Genomic DNA, 20,730 nt, shown 5'->3' with positions numbered 1-20,730 from the left:
GATGATTCCCGCCCCTGCGCGGTTTCAGGCGCCGAGGAGTTCCGCGATCTCGCGAGCGGCTCCGCGTGCGGTTCGGCCGACGCCGATGAGGGTGGCGGACGCGGGGCCGGTCCAGTCGCCGTAGCCGAGGAGGTGGATGCGTGGGTCGGCGACGGCACGGGTCCCCTCGGTGGGGATGCGGCCGCCCTCGGTGCGCAGGCCCAGCGGTGACAGGTGCGAGAGCGTGGGGCGGAAGCCCGTGCACCAGATGATTGCGTCGCAGGGCCAGGTGCTGCCGTCGGCCCAGTGGGCTCCGTCGGCCGTCAGGCTGTCGAACATCCGGTGGTCCGGGATGAGGCCGGCGTTGCGGGCGGCCCGTACGGGCGGGACGGCGACGATGTCGCCGAGGTCCGAGATGCGCGGGCCGCCGGACTGGACGCGCTGGGTGGCGAGTTCGAAGAGGGCGCTGCCGTCGATCTCGTCCGGGAGGTAGAGGGCGGGCCGCTGGGTGACCCAGCGGACGGTCGCGTGCGGGGCGAGGTCGGCGGCGACCTGGGCGCCGGAATTGCCGCCGCCTACGACGATGACGCGCTGTCCCGCGTAGTCCCAGGGGCTGCGGTATTCCACCGTGTGGTGCTGGCGGCCCTGGAATTGCTCACGGCCTGGGATGGCCGGGAGGAAGGGGCGCCACCAGGTGCCGGTCGCGCTGATCACGACGCGGGCCGTGTAGGCGCCGGAGTCCGTTTCGACGCGCAGGAGAGGAGCCTCGTCACGGACGGCCTCGACGCGGACGCCACGCTGGACGGGGAGTTCGTACCGCTTCTCGTAATCGGCGAGGTACTCCAGCACATGCGCGACGTCCGGGAACGGCTTGCCCTCCTGCTGCGGCATGAGTCGGCCGGGCAGGGAGGAGTAGGCAGCAGGGGAGAACAGGTGCAGCGAGTCCCAGGCGTGCTGCCAGGCCCCGCCCGGGGTGGCCTGGGCATCGAGGATGGTGAAGTCGATGCCCGCCCGGCGCAGGTAGTAGCCGGCGGCAAGCCCGGCCTGGCCGCCGCCGACCACCACCACATCCGCGTGCCGCGTCATGCGGCCGACTGCTCGCTCTTGCCGCGCATGAAGATGACCGCCACCAGGGCCAGGCCCACCACCGCACCCGCCAGCTGCGCGCCGACGAAACCGGGGACCGAGGCGGGGGCGATGCCCGCGAAGGTGTCCGTGAAGGCGCGGCCGATGGTGACGGCCGGGTTGGCGAAGGAGGTGGAGGAGGTGAACCAGTACGCGGCGCCGATGTACGAGGCGACGGCCACGGGGGCGAAGCGGATGCGGTCGGTGCGGGCCAGGCCGAAGATCAGCATGACCAGACCCGCGGTGGCCACCACTTCACCGAGGAGCAGGTTGCCGGCGGAGCGGTCGTGGGTGGACCACTTGACCAGTGCCTCGCCGAACATCGCGTCCGCCAGGATCGCGCCCGCGATCGCGCCGGCGATCTGGGAGGGCACGTAGACGGCCAGCTCACGCGCGTTGACTCCTGCGCCGCCGCGGCGGGCGGTCCACCACTCGGCCAGCGTGACGGCCGGGTTGAAGTGGGCCCCGGAGACCGGTCCGAGGAGCGCGATCAGCACACCGAGCCCGAACACAGTGGCGGTGGAGTTGGCCAGGAGCTGCAGCGCCACGTCCTGGGTCAGCTCGGTGGCCTGTATGCCGGAGCCGACCACGATCGCCACGAGCGCGGCGGTGCCGACCAGTTCGGCGGCGGCCCGGGCGACGAGCGGGGTACGGGGCGGGGTCGCGCCGGGTGCGGGCTGGGGCGCGTCGGCGGCTATGGCGGTCTCCGCCGCAGGGGCGGTGCCGACGGGCTCGGTGGCGGTCAAGGCGGGTTCTCCTCGGGCAGGTGAGGCAAAGAATGCGATACGGGCTACGGACAGGACCGCTTGAGGTTGGCTTCGGCGGTGGCGCGCGCGGTCTGAGCGAGGTCGGCGAACTGACTGGCGATGGCTTCGATGACCTCCGGGCGCAGGCGGTAGTACGTGAACCTTCCGCACGGCTCCGTCTCCACGACCCCCGCCTCGCGCAGCACCTTCAGGTGGTTGGAGAGGTTCGTCTGCTTGGCGCCCGTCTCCTCCACGAGGTGGGTGGTGCAGAGCGTCTCCTTGGCCAGGAGGGTCACGATCTGGAGCCTGAGCGGGTCGGCCAGAACCCGGATCAGATCAGTGTCGACTGACGTCATCATGTACTGATACTCTCACATCACTCGGGGCTGATACCAGTCCGGGCTGAGTCATTGGATTGAAGGAAGAGACGATGTCCTCCACCCCGCTCGCATCGGTGCTGTTCGTCTGCATCCACAACGCGGGCCGTTCCCAGATGGCGGCCGGGTTCCTGCGCCACCTCGCCGGTGACCGTGTCGAGGTCCGCTCCGCCGGCTCCGTGCCCGGCGACCGGATCAACCCCTCGGCCGTGGCCGCGATGGCCGAGCTGGGCATCGACATCTCCGACCAGACGCCGAAGGTCCTCACCCCCGAGGCCGCCCAGGCGTCCGACTACATCATCACGATGGGCTGCGGGGATGCCTGCCCGTACTTCCCCGGCAAGACCTACCTCGACTGGCAGCTCGAGGACCCCGCCGGCCAGGGCGTCGAGGCCGTCCGCCCCATCCGCGACGAGATCAAGGGCCTCATCGAGGGCCTGATCACCGAGATCGACGCCAAGAAGCAGGGCTGATTCCGTGACCGACGTGACCAATGATGACGGCATACGCGATGTCGTCATCATCGGCTCCGGCCCCGCCGGATACACCGCTGCCCTCTACACGGCCCGCGCGCAGCTGAAGCCCCTGCTGTTCGGCAGCTCCATCTTCGTCGGCGGCTCCCTCACCACGACCACCGAGGTGGAGAACTTCCCCGGCTTCCCCGACGGGATCGACGGCCCGGAGCTCATGGTCAACATGCGGGCCCAGGCTGAGAAGTTCGGCGCCGAGATGATCGACGACGACATCGTCTCCGTGAACCTCACCGGCGACATCAAGGAAGTCACCGACTCCGAGGGCACCGTCCACCGCGCGAAGTCCGTGATCATCGCGACCGGCTCCGGCTACCGCAAGCTCGGCCTCCCCAAGGAAGAAGAACTGTCCGGCCGCGGGGTGTCCTGGTGCGCCACCTGCGACGGGTTCTTCTTCCGCGACCGCGACATCGTCGTGGTCGGCGGCGGCGACACCGCCATGGAAGAGGCCACCTTCCTCACCCGCTTCGCCCGCTCGGTCACCATCGTCCACCGCCGCTCCACCCTGCGCGCCTCCAAGGTCATGCAGAACCGGGCGTTCACCGACGACAAGATCTCCTTCGCCTTCGACAGCGAAATCGCCGAGATCAAGGAGACGAACGGCATGCTCTCCGGCGTCGTGCTGCGCGACACCTTCACCGGAAAGCTCCGCGACCTCGACGTCACCGGCCTGTTCATCGCGATCGGACACGACCCCCGCACCGAACTCTTCACCGGCCAGGTCGACTTCGACGACGAGGGCTACATCCAGGTCGCCTCGCCTTCGACCCGCACGAACATCCCAGGCGTCTTCGCCGCAGGCGACGTCGTCGACCACACCTACCGCCAGGCCATCACCGCAGCTGGCTCCGGCTGCGCAGCGGCCCTCGACACCGAGCGCTACCTCGCCGCCCTCAGCGACCAGGTGCAGGAGGCAGCCGAAGTTCTGGCCTGAACCGCCAGGCCGGCTTGGGAACCCGGACACGGTCCGCCAGCCGACAGGATCCGGCGGACCATGCCCAGGTTCGCCCGTGTCGGACGCGGGCGGGCTATCCGCGCTGATTCAGGGCGCGGGTCAAGTCCCGGTTTGTGGCCCGCGCGGCGTCGAGTTCTGCCTCCCGCTCTTCCAGCGCCCTGGTCAGATCGACGTTGAGCTGTTCGAGCCGGGTGATGCGGTTGTTGAGCTCGGCGATATCGCAAGGCGGCCCGAGACCGGCAGTCCGTCAGATTTCTTCGCCAAGCGCTCGTTCCTCGGGGAGTTGCACGCCCGCGGCCACGACCTGATCCTGGTCGGCTACAACGACAAGGTCACCAACCTTTCCGACCAGGCGGACGCCGTTCTGCAGGCGATCAGCTGGGCGGTCAGGGATAAGAGGGGCAGCGCGCGCCTGGTCGTGGGCGGTGTCGGCAGGGGTGCCCTGGCGGCTCGCTACGTTCTCGCGAAGGCGGAGCAGGACAGTATCGATCACGACACCACGGTCTACGTCTCCTACAACGGCACCGCTCCCTCCAGCGGAGAGGTGCGGAACTGAAGCGTCTGGGGGTTGGCCGGTCAGGCCCCTCAAGCTCAAGCTGGTCAGCGCCGACTTCGCCAGCGAGCTGAACGACGAAGACTTCGATGAGCCCAGGCCGGCGCCGCGAACCCGGGAGAGCCACTGATCACCAAGGAGCTCGGTTCCTGGCTCCTGGATCAGCTTCGCCAGCCGGGAAACGCTCCCTCTGAGCGCGGTACCTGGCCAAGCCAGCCGGGTGCCGCGCGCTGTCACCGGGTCGACGCGCGGTGTCGTGCGGGGTGCCGGCCGGGCTGCGGCGGGGGCGGGAGACTCCGAGGCATGGATGTGGAGTCGCTGTCGGTGGAGTTGTTCGGGCTGAGGCCGGAGGAGTTCACCGTGGCCCGAGACGAGTACGCGGCCAAGGCCCGCAAGGCCGGGGACAGGCAGCTTGCCGCCGCGATCGCGGCGCTGCGGAAGCCGACGCTCGCGGCGTGGACGGCCGGGCTGCTGGCTCGCCGCCGGCCGGACGAGGCGCACAGTTTCGTCCAGCTCGGCGAGGCGCTGCGTACCGCGCACCGGACCTTGGATGCCGAGCAGTTGCGGAAGCTGTCGCATGACCAGCACGTGGTGATCGGGCGCCTCGCCCGTACGGCGCGCTCCCTTGCTGCCGAGGCCGGGCAGGCGGTGAGTGAGCCGGCGCTGCACGAGGTCGAGCAGATCCTCCACGCGGTCCTCGCCGATGCCGACACGGCCGCTCTGTGGGAGGCGGGCCGGCTGGTGAAAGCCCCGGACGCCGCGTTGGGCTTCACCGGCCTGGAACCGGCGCCCGGCGCCGCTCCTCCGCGACGGGCGGCCCCGCCCGCCGAGCCTGCGAAAGACCAGGTACCGCCGTCGGAACCGGATGCCGAAGGGCGTGCGGTGCAGGCGCGCCGAGAACGCGTGAGGGCGGCGCAGGCGGAGGCTGCCGAGACGCGGGCGGAGGCGGAGCGCCTGAAAGCCGCGCAGGCCGCCGCGCAGGAGCTGGCGGACCGCGCTGGTACAGACGTGGCGGCGGCCGAGGACGGCGTACGGGCCGCGGGGGAGCGGCTGGAAGCGGCGCGTGTGGCGAGCGCGGATGCGCCCGCCCGCTTGAAGGAGGCGGGGGGAGCGGCCGCGAAGGCGCGGGCGCGGGCGGAGGCGGCGGCCCGGAAGGCCGAGAAGCTCACCACCCCGGAGGACGGTAGGTTGTGAGGGCCAACCTGCACGCGCGTGAGTATCCGCAGGGTCGGCTGTGATTTGCCAGGTGGTGGCGGTCGGATGGATTGCACGTGACGTAGTGCGGACCTGGTGTGATCCTCCACTGTCTGTGGGGTGTCGGCGTTGTGCAGACTGCCGAGCATGTCTGCTCTTCCCTTGTCCTCGATGGCTGCTGTGTCAGCGGTCGTCGGCCACGATGTCCCCACCACTCTGAGAGGCCGCTCGGCCGCCGGCTGGTGGCACAGGTGAGGGGCGTGGTCGATGTGGAGCCGGACAAGGATCTGGCCGCCGTTGCACGGCTGCGGTCGGCGCCGCTGGTGTTCGGGGCCGGCGCGACGGTGGGCATCCTAGGCGGCCTCATCGGACTGGGCGGCGCGGAGTTCCGCCTGCCCCTGCTGATCAGCATGTTCGGGTTCGCGGCCCTGTCGGCGGTGATCCTGAACAAGGCGATGAGCCTGGTCGTCGTGGTCACCGCACTGCCCGCCCGCCTCGCGGCGGTCTCCTTCGGTGACCTGGGCGCGCACTGGACGATCGCGGTGAACCTGCTGGCCGGCAGCCTGCTCGGCGCGTGGGCCGGGGCTTCGTGGGCGGTGCGGATGCGCTCCGCCACCCTCTACAAGGTCCTCGCGGCCCTCATGGTCGCCGCTGCCGCCGCTCTGGTGGTCACCCACACCACCGCCATCGGATCCGCGGATCTGCCGGGCCCGGTGCAGGTGGTGGCCGGAGTGGTGGCCGGCTTCGGGATCGGCGTAGTCGCGGCCATCATGGGCGTCGCGGGCGGCGAACTCCTCATCCCCACGATCGTGCTGCTCTTCGGCGCGGACATCAAACTCGCCGGGAGCCTGTCCCTGCTGGTGTCCCTGCCCACCATGCTCGTCGCGTTCACCCGCTACAGCCGCGACGGCAGCTTCGCCGTCCTCGGCGCCAACCGCCGCTTCGCCGCCCTCATGGCCACCGGTTCGATCACCGGCGCGCTCCTGGGAGGGCTTCTCCTCGGGGTGATCCCGGACCTGGTCCTGATCCCCGCGCTCGCGGTGATCCTGCTCGTCTCGGCGGTCAAGGTCGCCCGGCACACCTGACCCGACCGAAGTTCACGACCCTCGGTGCGGGCCGTCCCACACACCCGGTGGCGGCCCGCGCTCCGGCGCCCGGTACGAAGAAGGTGGCCGCTATCAGCGCGATATCCCACTTGTGGCGCTCGGTCCACGTCCAGACATCACCCCAGGACTTGCCGTCGAGGTCGAACTCGTTGACCGGGTCACCCGGGTAGCCGTACGCGTTGTCACCGCCGCCGTAGACCGGGTCGAGCGACAGGGCGTTTTCAGTGGACGTTGAGTCCTGTGACCTGGTGGTTTGCTGCATGGCGATGGTCTTGCTGAAGACGTGACGCCGATCTCTGGTGAAGGGCTCCGCCGAAGCGAGGGTGGGGTTGGCGCCGACTCTGTAGGCACGGGGGTTTTTAGTTTTGTGTGGGGATGTCCAGGGCGGTTCCGTACAGGCGGGCGACCCGGATCAGGATGGTCACGCGTCGATCAGGCAGCGGGTGCTCGCCGGGGGCCGCCCCGTCGGCCGGGTCTGCTATCTCTGCTTCACCTTCCGCTACGGCGAACGACCAGATGTCCGGGCCGTTCACGTGCAGTGAGGTATGGGGGTCGCGGCGCAACTGGCGGACCTTGAGGCGGTCGGCGGTGGAGGAGACTCGCAGTACGCGCTCCTCGGCGTTCCAGTCGTAGAGGACGGTTGACAGGTGTGGGTGGCCGGTGCTCCTGACGCTCGCGAGTACACCGAACTGCTGCTGGCTCAACAGCTGGGAGAGCTCCTGGTCGGTGAGTGCTCGGGGGGCCGGGCCGTCGTTCTGGGTGGTGCCGGCGGTGGTCTCGGTGGTGGTGCGGTCGCTCACGGGATCGGCCTTTCGTCGGTTGGGGTGAGGTGAGTGGTGTGGGAGGGCGGGTCAGCAGGCCGAGGGGGCGGGGGCCAGGGCGTCGGGCTCCCGGGCGGCCCGCCGCGCGGGAGTGGTGGTGCCCTTCGACGGGGAGCGTGCAGCCGCGGACCTGGCCGGTGGACGCGCCCGCCACTCCGGTGAGTCGAAGGCGGCGGTGCCGTCTGGGAGTGTGTGCCTGTGGCTGATCGGGGCACGTGGCCGGCCGGCCACGGCAGGAGCCGGCTGCCGAGCGTGATGAGGTAGAGGTTGATGACCCGGCCGGGGGCGGCGGCGGTGAAGTCCAGACCGCTCTGGATGGCCGGGGCGGAAGAGGCGCGATGGAGCCGTCGAGGCGATCAACCGCAGCTCTGTGGCGATGGCTCCGAGAACGAGCCGGTGTGCGCGTGGGCAGTGGGCGAAGCGGGCGATGGCGCAGGGTCGGATGCGGCAAACATGCGGTTTCTCCTGCCAGTTGACGGAACAAGAGAGACGTTAGCAGATGGTTTTGTTGCAGACGATCTGCCGGTTGCGCTTATGCTTGGGGTCCGGGTGCGACACCGCGGGTGATTGTCTCTGAGTCGCTGCTGTCCGTTCTGGCTTGTTCGATGGTCGGTCGAACTGCGATGAGCTGTGCTCATCAGTTCCACTGAGACGCGATGAGGTGATCGTTCTCAGTGGTTCTGATGATTGTTGGAGCTCGTTAGGCTGTGTGCACCAGCCGGAAGCGCTGGGCTAGCACCTGGGTGTCGTCGTTGACGGTGAAATCGGGGTCGCCCAGTTCCTCGCGCACCTCCGCGCTGTGCCAGAACCTTTCGTGCCCAGCCCGCCACTCGTCCACCGACTTGTCGCCTTCGCCCTCGTCGAGGGCATGCTGTAGGTCGACGTCGGCAAGTCGGATCACCCGGACCTCGGTCAGTTCGATCACCGCGATCCGCCGCCCGTCGGAGTCGACCACGGCCGACTGCCGGCCGGCTTTGGGCAATGGCTCGTTCTCTCGCTCGTATTCCAACACCAGCCCGGAGGTAGTGGTCTTGGCGCCGGACAGGATCGCGGCGACCGGCTGGTCCCGCAGTGGCCCGGGGAACGCGAACTCCACCGTAGGAAGATCATCGAGGTCCATGTGACGCAGGCTACCGAGCCTGTGGCCTGAAGGCTCACGCCTTTTCGCCATGCCCGAGAGCGGACGCGGGTGTCCGCTCTGACTTGTTCGGCAGTTGATCAAACGGTGTTGAGCTGGGCTGATCACTTCTGTTGGGGGGAGATCCCGGCGCCGGAGCTGGTGGCGCGCTTTGGGTGACGGATGCGGCCTGCTGCGCCGGAGCACACGTGCCCGGTGTGCGGGGCGGGGTGGTCCTGGTGAATCGACGGTCACGATCCGGGTTTCCGGGCTACTTCGTACCGAGGGCGCCGCGGCACCCCTCTCCGCTGGGCCCCTTCGTCAAATGTTCTGTCGATCCTGCCTCGTTCGGGTGGCGGGCTGATGCTTTCCGTGAGCCTTCGGGATCTCGTACGTAGGCTCCTTGGCACCCCCTTGAAAACACCGGACAGTCGGCCTGTCGACCGGACATCACCCGGGAAGCGCCGACGTCGAAGGGGCGGCACACGCCGCCCCTTCGTCCTCATGGGACTTTCTCCGTCGTGTCGGCGTCTGTGCCGATCCGCTGGTTGGGCCGTCCCTTCCGGGTCTTCGGCTCACCGCCGCGGCGAAGGAGGTCGCAGGAGGATTTCCCCCTGAAGGAGAACCCGTCGTCACCACGACGCACGAGGCCGAACGGTACGGAGACAAGCTCTTCGCGGCCTCCCACAGCAACGAGTCCGATCGGCTGAGCGGTCTGGCCGACGCGTTCGATCCGGCGAGTCGGCGGAACCTGCTCGCGCTGGGGCTCGACGCCCGGTGGTCCTGCCTGGACGTCGGTGCGGGCACGGGCACCCTGAGCGGCTGGCTCACGTCCCTCGCAGCATCCCCGGGGCAGGTGACGCCGTCGACCGCGACGCCCGGTTCCTCGGCCACCTTGCGGACAGGGGCGCGACGGTCATCGAGGCGGACATCACCGACCCGGCCTTCCAGCCGGGCCGGTTCGACCTCGTCCACGCCCGGTTCGTGCTGATGCACCTGCGGGACCGGGAAGAGGTGCTGCGCCGCATGGTCTCCTGGCTCAGGCCCGGTGGGCTGCTGGTCGTCTCCGACGCCCTCGCCGTCGGCGGCGAAACATCCCCGCACGAGGCCTACCGACGCACGATCACCGGCTACTGGCACATGATCGCCGAGACGATCGGCAGCGACAGGCACTGCGCCGCGCAGTATCCCCAGGCGTTCACCGCGCTCGGGTTGCGGGACGTCGGCATGGACACGCACCTGCCGGTCGTGGGCCTTGATGCCGGCTTCGACCGGTTCCTGGCGTTGACGCTGGAACAGGCCAGGGACAGGATGCTGGCCGCCGGGCTGCCCGAGGCCGTTCTCGACGAGGCCGTCGAGTATCTGGCGCACCCCCTGACCAGGGAGTCGTTCTTCGCCATGGCCACCTGCTGGGGCCGGGCCCCGACCGTCTCCTGACGGCTGCGCAGGCGTACCGGCGCCACCACCAGGAGGCCCGGCCGGCCCCACGGGTGCCCGGCGGCTTCGCTCATCACACGATTCCACCCGCCCGTGTGAAGAGGCGCCGGCTCAACGGTCGGCCGGTCGGAGATCGCCAAGAATTGCGTTCCCGGCCCGCGGTGTTCCGACACGGCGGGCCGCGGTCGGGTCGGGGATGTCCTGGCCCCGATGGTCTATGAGGAGAAGAACAACCGTGCGAAACGAAGCCGTTCAGCGCGTCGCGCTCATCTTCAAGCTGCTCGACGCCAACGGGAACGGAGTGCTCGAAGCCAAGGACTTCGAGCTGAACGCCGACCGGGTGCTGGCCGTCGCCACGGACTCGCGGCTCGAAGCCAGGCAGGCGCTGGTCGACAGCATGCGCGGCTGGTGGAACGTGCTGGAGGGGGCACTGGACGCCGACGGTGACGGTGTGATCAGCCCGCAGGAGTTCGAGGCCTCCGTACTCGACCCCGAGCGGTTCGCCCCGGCCGCCGACACGTTCGCGAACGCGCTGGCCGAGCTCGGCGACCCGGACGAGGACGGCCTGATCGAACGGCCCCGCTTCCTCGCCCTGATGACCGCATGGGGCTTCGACGTGCCGAACATCAACCAATTGTTCGACGCCTTCGGACCGGACGACGACGACCGGGTCACCGTGACCGCCTGGGCCGACGCCATCCGTGACTACTACACCCCCGGCCTGTCCGGGATCCCCGGTGACCACCTGGTCCCGCAGCCCGCCTGAGCCGCCCACGCAACATCCGTGCGATCCCGGACGGTGCCGGCGACTCGGCCCGCCGTCCGGGATCGGCACGACGTTCAACCGACGTCACGACTCGGGCTCTGGCACAACTGCTTCCGTGGTGCATCCCAACTCCTCGGCACATCGAAGCTGACAAGCGAGGGAACCGGCAGGTCAGCGGCTTGCGCGGAGCCGCCCGCTGGCCCACAGAGCCTTACACCACAGAAGCTGCGCCAGAGCCAAATCTGGTTCTGGCACAACTTCCGTGCTGAGTGACGCTCAGTTACGGCTGGACATCGAAGAGAGCGATGGAGGGGGGTGGCGGGGCAAGCACGGCGCGAAGGCGTGTGAGTATGGCTCGCCACTGCTTCCAGTCCTCCGGGTCGACCCAGTTTGAGGCCAGCCCATCCTCGTCGCCGGCGATGCGGGCCAGGGCTTCGTCGGCGAGTGCCCGAAGGTCGGAAGGGAAGACGGGCATGGGTGTTTCCGGACCGTAGGACATGTCGACGGGTTCGCCGCCCGGGCATTGCGCCGCGATGAGTGCAGCGGCGGCCACCGCCTCTTCCGCTTCCGTGAGATAGCCGGTTGCGTCGATCGTTCGGACGAGGACGCCTCGGATCAGGGCTTCGCGTGCCTCGGGCTCGGCGTCGTCGAGTGCGTTGGCGAAGTCTGCGGCTGTGTCATTGTCGAAAGGGCCGGTATCCCAGGTGCCCATGCTGCTCTCCTTGCGTATGGTCGCCCGGATCCTCGCAGCAGGCACTGACAAGACGATTACGGGGCGAGCAGGACCCGTTTGCGAAGAAGGTGGAAGCCTGCGCGGCCGAACATCTGGCGCTTGAGCATCTTGATCCGGTTGACGTGTCCTTCGACGACTCCGGAGTTCCAGGGCAGGGTGAGGCCGGCGATGACGGCATCGCGGTCTCGGTCGATGCCGGCGGCGAGGGTGTGGAGGCTGGGGAGGTCGTCCTGCCGGACGGCGTCGAGCCAGTCCGGAAGTCGTTGGCCTTGGCGCTCGGTGAGCATGGTCGCGAAGGATCGAACGTGGCGGGTCAGAGCGTCGAGTTCGGGGCAGTGTGTCCGGACGGACTTGAGTTGGATCTGCTCGGACTCGGTGAGGGTGTCCGGGCGGCGAAGGATCCATCCGGCGACCGTTCGGGGCGAGGGCGGCCGTGCGGTGACCGGCCTGGGTGAGGTGCGTTTGTCGTGCAGGTAGGCGCGGACCCGCTGGTAGCTGCCTTTGTAGCCGAGCGGCAGGATCTCCTCCCAGAGTTTCCAGGCGTTGGTGCAGCCCTCGTTCCAGCGGTCGTCCAGGTAGGGCTTGTAATCGTCGAGAAGGGAGGGCCGGTTCTGCCATTGGCCGGTGAACAGGTCCTCCGGCTTCGCGGCGTCGGCGAACTGTTTGACGGTCCGCCAGGTCATCCCGAGTTGTCGCTGGATCGAGCGTTGGCTGTGCCCTGCCTTCAGCAGGGCGTGCACGGCTGCGTGCCGGGAGCGGGGCAGGTCGGCGAACCGGTGTCCGCGTGGCCATGGCGACGCGGTCTGGCCCGTGGCCGGGACTGTCACCGGCTGGGGTTCAGGTGACGCGGGTGTCAGAACGTGCAGGCAGCGGCGATGCTGGGCAACACTCCGCTCGGCGGCTTCGCTCAGGTTGTGCCAGAGGTGGCACCTGTCCGCGACCTGGACCGCTTGCGGCGCTCCGGCGGCGGCGCCCTCGGCGAAAAACGGTGCCCGGTCCCGGTAGACCACCTCGATGCCCGGCCGCTGGGCGAGCCACGCCGCCAGACTGGATGCCTCCCGGTCTGGGGGAAGATCGATTGGGCGGCGGGTTTCGACGTCCACGAGGACGGTGCCGTAGTGGCGCCCCTTGCGGGTGGCGTCGACGCCGACCACCCGCGGCGCCGGTACTTCCGGCTCGGGCAGTGCGTTGACCAGGCGCAAGACAGTGCTCCGGCTCACGGACACGCCGAGGACGTGGGCCAGCCGGGCGCCGGCCCGGCCGGCCAGGGCGAGGCCGAGTGCCGCGAGGGTCGAGCGCAGTCGTTCCGTACGCTGACCGTGCCTGCGGGTCAGGCCGGATATCTGCTCCACGAACGTCCGACGCCGACACAAGGTCGTCCCGCACCGGAACCGCCGGACGCGAAGCTGCAGCACGATCCTTCGCCCGGCGCTGGGCACGTCGGCAGGAAACCGCAGGTAGGAACTGTGAACGCGAGTCGACCAGGCCCCGCATTCCGGGCAGGCGGCACCACTCGTGGTGCACTTCGCGTCAACACGCACTATCGCGATGTTCACGTCCACCGACAGCACCGCGACGTCCGCGATCGATGGGAACAACAGCTCCTTCAGTCGGAGCACGACCTCTTCCACGGCCCCGTACTGTCAGCCCAACTGCCATGACCACGGCTCATTTTCGGGCGACTTCGAGCACTGCCCGTCGACGCTCAGCCGTCACTCAGAGTTGCTGCTGCACGGAAGCTGAGCCAGAACCCGAAGTGGTGAACATCTGCTGCCGGTGATGGCGTCCTGGCCGCGGGCGTCGGTGCGCCCGGCTCGGGCTGGCCGGGCCGTCCCGGTGGCCCTCGCCCGGCCGGACGTCGGGCAGTCGGCGACTGCGGACCGGGCGCAGGCGGACCTGGCGGCCAGGCTCGGGTTCCAGCCCGGGCAGGTTGTGGTGGAGGTCGGGTATGACGATGACGTGGACCGGGAACTGCGTGAGGCGATCGAGGTGTCGGCGGGTGCGGAGCTGGTCGGCGAGGACCACGAGGACGTCGCCGACGCGGTGGTCCTGTGGTTCCGAGAGGGGGACAGCGACCTCACCGCGGCGCTGGTCGGTGCGAACGCCCTGATGGAAGAGGGAGGCCCGGGTCCTCCTGCTGACTCCGAAGCTCGGACGGGAGGGCTACGTGGAGCCCAGCGAGGTGGGGCGTGTACCAGCGCGCGCAGCGCTCTCACCTCTCGGTCGCAGGGATCGTGCCGGGCGAGAGGAGGAAGGAGACCTTCTCCATGACCGGCCGGCGCTGGGTGTTCTGGAAGGCGGCGATCCGCCACTGCCCGTCGCCCTCGAGGACGAGCGTGTACGTCTGGACTTTGCCGAGCTTCTCCGGGCGCTTGCCCTTGTAGGTGTCACCGCGGCCGTTGACCACGGCCAGGCCTGTTCCGTAGAAGCGGATGCCGAGGATCTCGTCGGCCAGCCGGGTGCCCTTGAGGAAGCCCGCGAACAACGTGTGGTGGCTCTCCACGATGTCGCGTCGCCCCTGGTAGAAGGTGCCGACGTAGGTGATGTAGGTGGCGTCCTCGGTGAAGAGCGCGCCGTACGCCTCCGCGTCGTGACGCTCCCAGGCGCCGGCGAGCTGGGCCAGGACGGCCTGGACCGCGGCAACGTCCTCGTTGACGGCGGTGGTGGCGTTGATGTTGCTCGTGTTGGCGTTGGACTCCATGACGGACCGCTCCCTATTGGCTAGACTGACGCAGATACTGACTGAATGCAATATCTGCATGCGTGCAGATATGAATGTAGGAGGAGATCCCGGACATGGCAACAGCCGGCGGCGGCAACGCGCACATGGTCTTCCGGCGCTACTTGGACGCCGTGGGCCTCCAGGGCCTGGCCAGCGCGGAGGCGGCAGGCCTGCACACCTCGGAGTGGTACGCCCTCAGCCTCATCACCCTGGAGGGGAGCCTGTCCTCCGGTGAGCTCGCCTCACGCACCGGACTCACCACCGGGGCGACGACACGGCTCATCGACCGCCTCGAACGGGCCGGCTACGCCCGTCGCGCCGCCGACCCCCACGACCGCCGCCGGGTCATCGTGGAGCCCGTACCGGACGCGCTGGACCGCATCGAGGACGTCGTCGGGCCGGCCCGGCGCCATATCGCGGGTGTGATCGGCAGCTACACCCCCGAGCAGCAGGCCCTGCTCTTCGACTACTTTGCCCGTGCCGCGCCCGCGTTCCGGGCCGCAACCGAGGAAATCCGGCAGAACACCACACCCCGGCGGGGCAAGACAGCCGCCCGGCCGGAGCCATCGAGCCAGGCAATTCCTTGGACACCTCACGATGTCAACGAGTCAAGCTGATCTTGGGTTGGCGCGGGGGTGGTCGAACGGACGGGATCACCCAGCCCGTCATGTAGCTCGACTCGTCGGAGGCGAGGAAGAGCACCGCCGCCGCCACCTCACCCGGACTGCCCAGCCGTCCGAGGGGGGTACGGGCCACGATGTCGTCCTCGGTGTAGTCGCCGCCCGCGCTGTCGGCCTCGACCATGGGGCCCGTGATGAAGGCTGGAGCGACGGCGTTCACCCGGATGCGGTGGCAGGCCAGCTCACCCGGGCTGATGCCCAGCTCCTCCGCGATCCGCGGCCTGGCCTCCTGCAAGTACATCTTCACACGCTGGTAGTTGCCGGTGAATCCGTACTCCGCCACCAGACGCTCGTGGATCACCGCCCCCTTTAGAGCTCGTAACACGATCATGAGTCGGGTTTGGTGAGGCGTCGCCAGCAGATGAGGCTGCAGGCAAGGGAGACGAACGCGTCGTGGAGTTCGGTGCGGCGTTCCCAGCGGACGGCGAGTCGTTTTGAACTGGTGGAGCAGGGCGAAGGTCTGCTCCACGACGTAGCGGAGCTTGCCCATGCCTTGATGTTCGGGGCTCCTTTGCGTGAGATGACGGGCAGGATCCGGCGTTTGCGCAGTTCATCGCGGTTGGGGTTGGAGTCGTAGCCCTTGTCTCCGAACAGAGCCTCGGGACGCCGGCGGGGCCGGCCGGGACGGCCTGACACCGGTGGGATGCCGTCGACCAGGGCGAGGGTCTGGGTGACGTCGTTGACGTTCGCCGCGGTCGTGATGACCTTGAGTGGCTTTAACGGTCTGATTCGGCTCCACTTTTCGGCTTGAGTTGGCCCCAGGCGTGGGGGCGTACGGGAGCGTTCGGGGGTTGTTCCGGTCTCATTTGGCCCCACCGGTTAGCGGGTGGTGGGACGGTCGTGGTGGACCGTGTGGGGGCGATGCCGGATGGAGCTGTCGAGGGAAGAGCTGTTCCTGCGGATCCGCCGTGACTCGTGGCAGGAGGGGCTGTCGATGCGGGCGTTGGCCCGTAAGTACAGCGTTCACCGTCGGCTGGTACGCGAGGCTCTGGCATCGCCGGTGCCCAAGCCGCGGAAGACCCCGGTGCGGTCGTCACCTCGCCTGGAGCCGTTGAAGAAGACGATCGACGAGTGGCTGCTCGGGGATCTGGAGGCGCCGCCGAAGCAGCGGCACACCGTTCAGCGGATCCTGACGCGACTGCATCAGGAGTGCGGGGCCGACCTCGCCTACTCAACCGTGTGGGACTACGTCTCCCGCCGGCGCCGGGAGATCGCCGAGGCGGCCGGCGCGGCGCCGACGGCGGGGTTCGTGATCCGCCACAACCGCCCGGGCATGGACGCCGAGGTCGACTTCGGCGAGGCATGGGTGGACCTGGCCGGTGAACGCACGAAGTGCTTCGTGTTCGCGCTGCGTCTCGCCTACTCGGGGAAAGCGATCCACCGCATCACGACGTCATGCGGGCAGGAAGCGTTCTTGGACGGCCACGTTCACGCCTTCCGGGCCCTGGGCGGCATTCCGGGTGGTCAGATCCGCTACGACAACCTCTCTCCGGCGGTCTCACGGGTGATCCACAAGAGCCGGTCGCGGGAGGAACATCCCAGGTGGGAGGAGTTCCGGCGGCATTACCCGTTGACTGAACTACTGGCGGAGTTCCCGCAGGTCAGTGACCCTTTGATGGAAACATCGTTGGTCTTGCCGTGGAACCATCAAGAGACCTGTCGATCCTGTCCGTTCCCTTGGTCGGCGAGCTGGTCACCACGGGTGATCCGTGGGAGCCCTACCGGATCGTCGATGCGCCCGGGGCACCTGTTGAAGGGGCTTCTGCTTTCCTGCGGGACCTGCAGGCGGCGGGACGGCCGACGACGACGGCTCGTTCCTATGGGATGGATCTACTGCGCTGGTTCCGCTTCCTCTGGGCTGTCGAGGTGCCGTGGGACCGGGCCAGCCGCATCGAGGCAAGGGACTTCTCCCGCTGGCTGCAGGTCGCAGGGCAGCCGTCGCGCCCTCACTGGCGGCGTCCCGACGCGGTCGGCCAGTGGGCTCCGGGCGGAAAGCCGTACGCACCGTCGGTTCGTACCCACAGCGAGACGGTCCTGCGAACCTTCTACGATTTCCACCGTGATGCTGGCACCGGCCCGGTCCTCAACCCGTTCCCGCTGGATCGCTCACGGCGGGGACGACGAGCGCACGCTCACCGGAACCCGATGGAACCGCACCGCAACGAGCGCGTCGGCCTCTACCGGCCGAGGTTGCCGCAGCGGGTTCCTCGCAGTGTCCCGGACGATGAGTTCAACGAGATCTTCGCGCGGCTGCCCTCGCACCGGGACCGGGCCCTGGTGGCCTTCTATGTCTCCACCGGGGCCCGCGCCAGCGAACTTCTGACCGCGTGGCAGGGCGGGGCCGACCCGGGCCGCCAGCTGATCAGCGTGGTCCGCAAGGGCACCGGAGAGGTCCAGGAACTCCCCGCCTCGACCGATGCTTTCGTCTGGCTGCGGCTCTACCAGCTGGAAATGGAAGACCTCATCCCGAAGGGGCGGCGGATGCCGTTGTGGTGGACGCTGCGCAATCCGTCCCGGCCACTGACCTATCACGCGGCCCACCGGATGTTCGAGCGGGTCAACGCCAAGGCCGGCACCTCGGCGACGCTGCACGCGTTGCGGCACACCGCTGCCTACCAGATGGCCGAGGACCCGAATCTCCCCCTCACTGATGTCCAATTCGTCCTTGGACATTCCCAGTTGACCACCACCCAGATCTACCTCACTCCCCGCAAGGAAGAGGTGATCCGGCGGCTACTGATCCATCACGCCGAACAAACGCGGCAGGCCGCAGCTCGCACAGCGCCCGCCCCCGCGCCCGGTTACCGGTCCGAATCGCTGGACGTGCTGTTCGGGACGGCCCGCTGATGGCCACCGCGCTGGACGCCGCGCCACGCGCGGTCACGCCGCTGCCTTCGGAGAGAACGTACGCGCGGGGAAGACCGCGTGAAGAGTCCTGGCCCGTCACGGTGCAGGACCGAGACGCGGTCTGGGCGAGAATGACCACCCCGCCGTTCCTCGTGGGCTGCGACAACAGCGGTCATAAGGCGGGCCTCGGGCTGCTGTTGAACTGGCTCGAAGAACAGCCCGGCGTCACCTGGCAGAACCGGTGGCTGGCCAGCGGAGCCGACGCCGACCACGCGAACGGCAGCTGGTGTGAAATTCAGCTGCAGTGGCTCTCCAATCGAGGCCACGCCAGCGTCTCCCATCAGGACGCATTCTTCCGGGCGGTCAATGTCGCCCTCGCCGCCGACCTTTTCCGCCCCTCACTGACGTGGCTGGTCACCTCCTCGCTTCGCCGCGGGGCACTGCCCCGCGCGATGGAGAAGTACCGGGACACCGTCGGCTTCACCCGGCTGCGGCAGCGATGCGGCGAGGATCCGAGCGTCTCCACGGCCTCCGCGACCCGCGTCGCCTACCGCACCGCCCAGATCCTCGCCGCCAAGGGCGGCGGCATCTCCGATATCACCCCCGGCGACGTCCTCGAGCTGCTGGAGGTCGAGGCCGAACTGCGGGGCACCTCGGTCGGCGCCACCCACTTGTTCTATCGGGTCCTACACGACCTGGGCGTGTTCGGAGACCAGGCTCCGGCGACGCTGCGTGAGCTGAGGAGTGCCGGCCAGCGCACGCCGGAGGAATTGATCGACCGCTACGGCGTCGCTTGCCGTCCCATCCGTGACCTGTTCGTCGACTACCTGCGCGAGCGCCAGCCTGCGCTGGACTACAACAGCCTGGAAGCGCTGTCCTATTACCTCGCGAAGCTGTTCTGGTCCGACCTGGAACGGCACCACCCGGGCATCGACAGCCTCCACCTGCCGACCGAGGTCGCCGACGCTTGGAAGCAGCGACTTCGCACCGTGGACAAGACGGTCCGCACCCCCGACGGCCGACGAATCACTGCCCAGGCACCTCGCATCAACTACCGCGAGTGCCTCACCCCGGTACGGGCCTTCTACCTTGACCTGGCCCACTGGGCCGTCGAGGAGCCCTCGCGCTGGGCCCGGTGGGTCACGCCATGCCCGGTGGGCAGCGAAGAGATCAACCGCAAGAAGGACAAGCGGCGCCGCAAGTCCCGGATGGATGCCCGCACCCGGGAACGGCTTCCCGTGCTGCCGGTCCTGGTCCGCAGCGTCGACCGGCGCCGCAAGGACGCCGCGACCCTGCTGATGGCCGCCCGCGACTCGGCACCGGGAGAGACGTTCACTGCGGCCGGGCAGACACTGGTACGCGTCACCCCACGCCGCTCGGCCGCTGCCAAGATCCTGGCCGAGGACCCCGCGACCGGACAGCGGCGCGATCTCGGCCGCGAGGAGGACCACGCCTTCTGGGCCTTCGCCGTCGTCGAGGTCCTGCGAGCCACCGGCATCCGCGTCGAGGAACTCACCGAGCTCTCCCACCACAGCCTGATCCAATACCGGCTGCCGACCACCGGCGAGCTCATCCCACTGCTGCAGATCATCCCGTCGAAGACGGACATTGAGAGGCTGCTGGTCGTCAGTCCCGAGCTCGCCGACGTGCTCTCCACGATCATCTGCCGAATCCGTGACACGAATGGGAAAGTCCCTCGGGTTCCCGCCTACGACCACTACGAACGCACCTGGCTGCCGCCCTCGCCCCTGCTGTTCCAGCGGCAGCGAGGCGGCGAGAACCGAGCGATCAGCTCCGGCGCCATCCGGAAGTTGCTGACAACCGCGCTCGCGCACACCGGGCTGACCGACTCGGTCACCAGCGGCCCTCTGCACTTCACTCCGCACGATTTCCGCAGGCTGTTCATCACCGACGCCGTCCTGAGCGGCCTGCCTCCGCACATTGCCCAGGTCATCGCCGGGCATCAGGACATCAACGTCACTCTCGGCTACAAGGCGGTCTATCCGGACGAAGCAGTCCAGGCCCACCTGGCCTTCCTCGCCCGCAGACGAGCCATGCGACCCAGCGACGAGTACCGCGTCCCCACCGACGAGGAGTGGATTGAGTTTCTCGGCCACTTCGAACGCCGCAAGGTCTCCACCGGAACCTGCGGACGCTCGTTCGGCACTCCGTGCATCCACGAACACGCCTGCGTGCGCTGCCCAATGCTCTGGCCCGACCCTGCCCAGCGTGACCGGCTGGTCGAGATCCGCGACAATCTCATCGCCCGAATCGCCGAGGCTGAGCGCGAGGGGTGGCTCGGCGAAGTTGAAGGCCTGCGTGTCAGCCTTGCGGGAGCCGAGGACAAGCTCGCCCAGGTCGACCGGCGTCCCCGCCAGGGAGCCGACGTCGACCTCGGCATGCCCACCATCAGGAACGAGGACTTTTGAACGCCGACGCCGATCACGAAAGCCCAAGCCGGGACCTCAGCACCTGGACGATCGAACGTCTTCAGTCGTTCGCCGAGGACGCCCAAGGCCAGGAGCTGGAGGCGGTACGTGTCGTCGCGCAGAGCCATGCCTATCGCGCCGACGAACCCCGCGAAGCCCGCCAGCAGTGGGCCAAGCTGTCGCTGCAGGCCAACCATCGTCTGCACGGCGACGGTCTGTGGGATCGAGCGCGAGGGGCTCAGCAGAACTTCATGCTCCGGATGTGGATGATCGACCAGTTCGGCCCTGACGACGAGGATCACGACTGGAGCCCCGAGGCGCTGGCGGCCGACACTGTTGGCGCACTCGCCCTCGCCCCTGCTGAGGCCCGGGCTCTCGCCGATCACTGGCGCGACCTCGAGGTTGAGCGGATCGGCGAGCTACGGCGGCACAAGAGCCTGACCGCCCATCTGGACCGGCTCGTCGGCCACCTGCAACCCAGCCCAGTACGGGATCAACTTCTCGCCTGGACAGAGACTCGCCAACACCTGCCCTGACCGAAGCCGAAACCGCGAGTTCACACCACTCTCGAGGCCCGATCTCAAAGTTCAGAGAATTCGGCTTCACCCCTTTC

General features: G+C 68.7%; 21 protein-coding genes and 2 pseudogenes. 12 read left to right on the top strand and 11 right to left on the bottom strand.

The window, feature by feature from the left end:
- Window positions 1–24: 24 nt before the first annotated feature.
- From ACFYYJ_RS16380 to ACFYYJ_RS16370, 3 genes are read right to left on the bottom strand one after another with little or no spacing between them, the layout of a single operon-like run.
- The gene (locus ACFYYJ_RS16380) at window positions 25–1,065 is read right to left on the bottom strand and encodes an ArsO family NAD(P)H-dependent flavin-containing monooxygenase (RefSeq protein WP_389132872.1); all 1,041 of its coding nucleotides are present in this window, start codon (window positions 1,063–1,065) and stop codon (window positions 25–27) included.
- Window positions 1,062–1,850 carry an aquaporin gene (locus ACFYYJ_RS16375; protein WP_389132871.1) on the bottom strand — a complete coding sequence of 263 codons (789 nt, stop codon included), beginning with the start codon at window positions 1,848–1,850 and terminating at the stop codon, window positions 1,062–1,064. Before ACFYYJ_RS16375 ends, ACFYYJ_RS16380 begins: the two co-directional genes overlap by 4 nt.
- A gap of 44 nt (window positions 1,851–1,894) precedes the next feature.
- Window positions 1,895–2,209, bottom strand: coding sequence for an ArsR/SmtB family transcription factor (locus ACFYYJ_RS16370; protein ID WP_385363857.1), 315 nt, complete (start codon window positions 2,207–2,209; stop codon window positions 1,895–1,897).
- 71 nt (window positions 2,210–2,280) lie between these two features.
- Between ACFYYJ_RS16370 and ACFYYJ_RS16365 the strand changes: the two genes are divergently transcribed.
- The 5 genes from ACFYYJ_RS16365 (at window position 2,281) to ACFYYJ_RS16345 (ending at window position 6,544) form a co-directional block, all read left to right on the top strand.
- On the top strand, window positions 2,281–2,700 hold the full coding sequence (locus ACFYYJ_RS16365; protein ID WP_389132868.1) for an arsenate reductase ArsC: 420 nt from the start codon (window positions 2,281–2,283) through the stop codon (window positions 2,698–2,700).
- A 13-nt stretch (window positions 2,701–2,713) separates the two neighbouring features.
- Window positions 2,714–3,691, top strand: coding sequence for a thioredoxin-disulfide reductase (gene trxB, locus ACFYYJ_RS16360; protein ID WP_389132865.1), 978 nt, complete (start codon window positions 2,714–2,716; stop codon window positions 3,689–3,691).
- A 76-nt stretch (window positions 3,692–3,767) separates the two neighbouring features.
- The gene (locus ACFYYJ_RS16355) at window positions 3,768–4,268 is read left to right on the top strand and encodes a hypothetical protein (protein WP_389132862.1); all 501 of its coding nucleotides are present in this window, start codon (window positions 3,768–3,770) and stop codon (window positions 4,266–4,268) included.
- 300 nt (window positions 4,269–4,568) lie between these two features.
- Window positions 4,569–5,459 (top strand): hypothetical protein, encoded by an 891-nt coding sequence (locus tag ACFYYJ_RS16350; RefSeq protein WP_389132859.1) that lies wholly within the window; start codon window positions 4,569–4,571, stop codon window positions 5,457–5,459.
- Window positions 5,460–5,719: 260 nt separating this feature from the next.
- Entirely contained in the window at window positions 5,720–6,544 is an 825-nt protein-coding gene (locus ACFYYJ_RS16345; RefSeq protein WP_389132856.1) for a TSUP family transporter, read from the top strand.
- Here the strand turns inward: ACFYYJ_RS16345 and ACFYYJ_RS16340 are convergent.
- The 3 genes from ACFYYJ_RS16340 to ACFYYJ_RS16330 all read right to left on the bottom strand — a co-directional run bounded on the left by ACFYYJ_RS16340 (window position 6,522) and on the right by ACFYYJ_RS16330 (window position 8,506).
- Window positions 6,522–6,827 carry a hypothetical protein gene (locus ACFYYJ_RS16340; RefSeq protein ID WP_385130980.1) on the bottom strand — a complete coding sequence of 102 codons (306 nt, stop codon included), beginning with the start codon at window positions 6,825–6,827 and terminating at the stop codon, window positions 6,522–6,524. The two genes, ACFYYJ_RS16345 and ACFYYJ_RS16340, sit on opposite strands and share 23 nt — an antisense overlap.
- 97 nt (window positions 6,828–6,924) lie before the next feature.
- The gene (locus ACFYYJ_RS16335; protein WP_389132852.1) at window positions 6,925–7,365 is read right to left on the bottom strand and encodes a pyridoxamine 5'-phosphate oxidase family protein; all 441 of its coding nucleotides are present in this window, start codon (window positions 7,363–7,365) and stop codon (window positions 6,925–6,927) included.
- Window positions 7,366–8,086: 721 nt separating this feature from the next.
- The gene (locus ACFYYJ_RS16330) at window positions 8,087–8,506 is read right to left on the bottom strand and encodes an ASCH domain-containing protein (RefSeq protein ID WP_389132850.1); all 420 of its coding nucleotides are present in this window, start codon (window positions 8,504–8,506) and stop codon (window positions 8,087–8,089) included.
- Between the two features lie 774 nt (window positions 8,507–9,280).
- Here ACFYYJ_RS16330 and ACFYYJ_RS16325 point away from each other — a divergent pair.
- Together ACFYYJ_RS16325 and ACFYYJ_RS16320 are read left to right on the top strand one after the other, a co-directional pair.
- The gene (locus ACFYYJ_RS16325; RefSeq protein WP_389132847.1) at window positions 9,281–9,940 is read left to right on the top strand and encodes a class I SAM-dependent methyltransferase; all 660 of its coding nucleotides are present in this window, start codon (window positions 9,281–9,283) and stop codon (window positions 9,938–9,940) included.
- 235 nt (window positions 9,941–10,175) lie between these two features.
- Window positions 10,176–10,706 (top strand): EF-hand domain-containing protein, encoded by a 531-nt coding sequence (locus ACFYYJ_RS16320; RefSeq protein ID WP_389132845.1) that lies wholly within the window; start codon window positions 10,176–10,178, stop codon window positions 10,704–10,706.
- 280 nt (window positions 10,707–10,986) lie between these two features.
- On the opposite strand, the gene ACFYYJ_RS16315 is transcribed toward ACFYYJ_RS16320, so the two are convergent.
- Together ACFYYJ_RS16315 and ACFYYJ_RS16310 are read right to left on the bottom strand one after the other, a co-directional pair.
- Window positions 10,987–11,418 (bottom strand): DUF4259 domain-containing protein, encoded by a 432-nt coding sequence (locus tag ACFYYJ_RS16315; RefSeq protein ID WP_389132842.1) that lies wholly within the window; start codon window positions 11,416–11,418, stop codon window positions 10,987–10,989.
- Between the two features lie 56 nt (window positions 11,419–11,474).
- Window positions 11,475–12,995: an ISL3 family transposase gene (locus ACFYYJ_RS16310; protein ID WP_389133504.1), complete on the bottom strand. Its 1,521-nt coding sequence runs from the start codon at window positions 12,993–12,995 to the stop codon at window positions 11,475–11,477.
- 280 nt (window positions 12,996–13,275) lie between these two features.
- On the opposite strand from ACFYYJ_RS16310, the pseudogene ACFYYJ_RS16305 reads away from it, so the two are divergent.
- Window positions 13,276–13,654, top strand: a pseudogene (locus ACFYYJ_RS16305) (DUF3052 family protein); the annotation flags it as partial.
- Here ACFYYJ_RS16305 and ACFYYJ_RS16300 read toward each other — a convergent pair.
- On the bottom strand, window positions 13,652–14,140 hold the full coding sequence (locus tag ACFYYJ_RS16300; protein WP_389132839.1) for an SgcJ/EcaC family oxidoreductase: 489 nt from the start codon (window positions 14,138–14,140) through the stop codon (window positions 13,652–13,654). The pseudogene ACFYYJ_RS16305 and the gene ACFYYJ_RS16300 sit on opposite strands and share 3 nt — an antisense overlap.
- A gap of 95 nt (window positions 14,141–14,235) precedes the next feature.
- On the opposite strand from ACFYYJ_RS16300, the gene ACFYYJ_RS16295 reads away from it, so the two are divergent.
- Window positions 14,236–14,778, top strand: coding sequence for a MarR family winged helix-turn-helix transcriptional regulator (locus ACFYYJ_RS16295; protein ID WP_389132836.1), 543 nt, complete (start codon window positions 14,236–14,238; stop codon window positions 14,776–14,778).
- On the opposite strand, the pseudogene ACFYYJ_RS16290 reads toward ACFYYJ_RS16295, so the two are convergent.
- Window positions 14,762–15,154: pseudogene (locus tag ACFYYJ_RS16290) on the bottom strand (SDR family oxidoreductase); the annotation flags it as partial. The gene ACFYYJ_RS16295 and the pseudogene ACFYYJ_RS16290 overlap by 17 nt on opposite strands.
- Before the next feature lie 14 nt (window positions 15,155–15,168).
- Window positions 15,169–15,657, bottom strand: a complete 489-nt coding sequence (locus ACFYYJ_RS16285) for a transposase (protein ID WP_389132833.1) — start codon at window positions 15,655–15,657, stop codon at window positions 15,169–15,171.
- Between the two features lie 822 nt (window positions 15,658–16,479).
- Between ACFYYJ_RS16285 and ACFYYJ_RS16280 the strand changes: the two genes are divergently transcribed.
- The 3 genes from ACFYYJ_RS16280 to ACFYYJ_RS16270 are packed head-to-tail and all read left to right on the top strand — an operon-like array spanning window position 16,480 to window position 20,653.
- A complete protein-coding gene (locus ACFYYJ_RS16280; protein ID WP_389132830.1) occupies window positions 16,480–17,688 on the top strand; it encodes a tyrosine-type recombinase/integrase in 1,209 nt (402 codons plus the stop codon).
- Window positions 17,688–20,117 carry a tyrosine-type recombinase/integrase gene (locus ACFYYJ_RS16275; RefSeq protein WP_389132827.1) on the top strand — a complete coding sequence of 810 codons (2,430 nt, stop codon included), beginning with the start codon at window positions 17,688–17,690 and terminating at the stop codon, window positions 20,115–20,117. Before ACFYYJ_RS16280 ends, ACFYYJ_RS16275 begins: the two co-directional genes overlap by 1 nt.
- Window positions 20,114–20,653 carry a hypothetical protein gene (locus ACFYYJ_RS16270; RefSeq protein ID WP_389132824.1) on the top strand — a complete coding sequence of 180 codons (540 nt, stop codon included), beginning with the start codon at window positions 20,114–20,116 and terminating at the stop codon, window positions 20,651–20,653. Before ACFYYJ_RS16275 ends, ACFYYJ_RS16270 begins: the two co-directional genes overlap by 4 nt.
- Window positions 20,654–20,730 lie beyond the last annotated feature (77 nt).

It is taken from the genome of Streptomyces sp. NPDC002467 (assembly GCF_042889825.1).
GTDB lineage: Bacteria > Actinomycetota > Actinomycetes > Streptomycetales > Streptomycetaceae > Streptomyces.
This window is presented reverse-complemented; position numbering and strand designations above follow the sequence as displayed.

Bases quoted from the DNA above. Each gene is read 5' to 3' on its own strand.
- ACFYYJ_RS16380 (WP_389132872.1), bottom strand. From the start codon at position 1,065: ATGACGCGGCACGCGGATGTGGTGGTGGTCGGCGGCGGCCAGGCCGGG.
- ACFYYJ_RS16370 (WP_385363857.1), bottom strand. From the start codon at position 2,209: ATGATGACGTCAGTCGACACTGATCTGATCCGGGTTCTGGCCGACCCG.
- ACFYYJ_RS16365 (WP_389132868.1), top strand. From the start codon at position 2,281: ATGTCCTCCACCCCGCTCGCATCGGTGCTGTTCGTCTGCATCCACAAC.
- ACFYYJ_RS16350 (WP_389132859.1), top strand. From the start codon at position 4,569: ATGGATGTGGAGTCGCTGTCGGTGGAGTTGTTCGGGCTGAGGCCGGAG.
- ACFYYJ_RS16340 (WP_385130980.1), bottom strand. From the start codon at position 6,827: ATGCAGCAAACCACCAGGTCACAGGACTCAACGTCCACTGAAAACGCC.
- ACFYYJ_RS16330 (WP_389132850.1), bottom strand. From the start codon at position 8,506: ATGGACCTCGATGATCTTCCTACGGTGGAGTTCGCGTTCCCCGGGCCA.
- ACFYYJ_RS16315 (WP_389132842.1), bottom strand. From the start codon at position 11,418: ATGGGCACCTGGGATACCGGCCCTTTCGACAATGACACAGCCGCAGAC.
- ACFYYJ_RS16300 (WP_389132839.1), bottom strand. From the start codon at position 14,140: ATGGAGTCCAACGCCAACACGAGCAACATCAACGCCACCACCGCCGTC.
- ACFYYJ_RS16295 (WP_389132836.1), top strand. From the start codon at position 14,236: ATGGCAACAGCCGGCGGCGGCAACGCGCACATGGTCTTCCGGCGCTAC.
- ACFYYJ_RS16275 (WP_389132827.1), top strand. From the start codon at position 17,688: ATGGCCACCGCGCTGGACGCCGCGCCACGCGCGGTCACGCCGCTGCCT.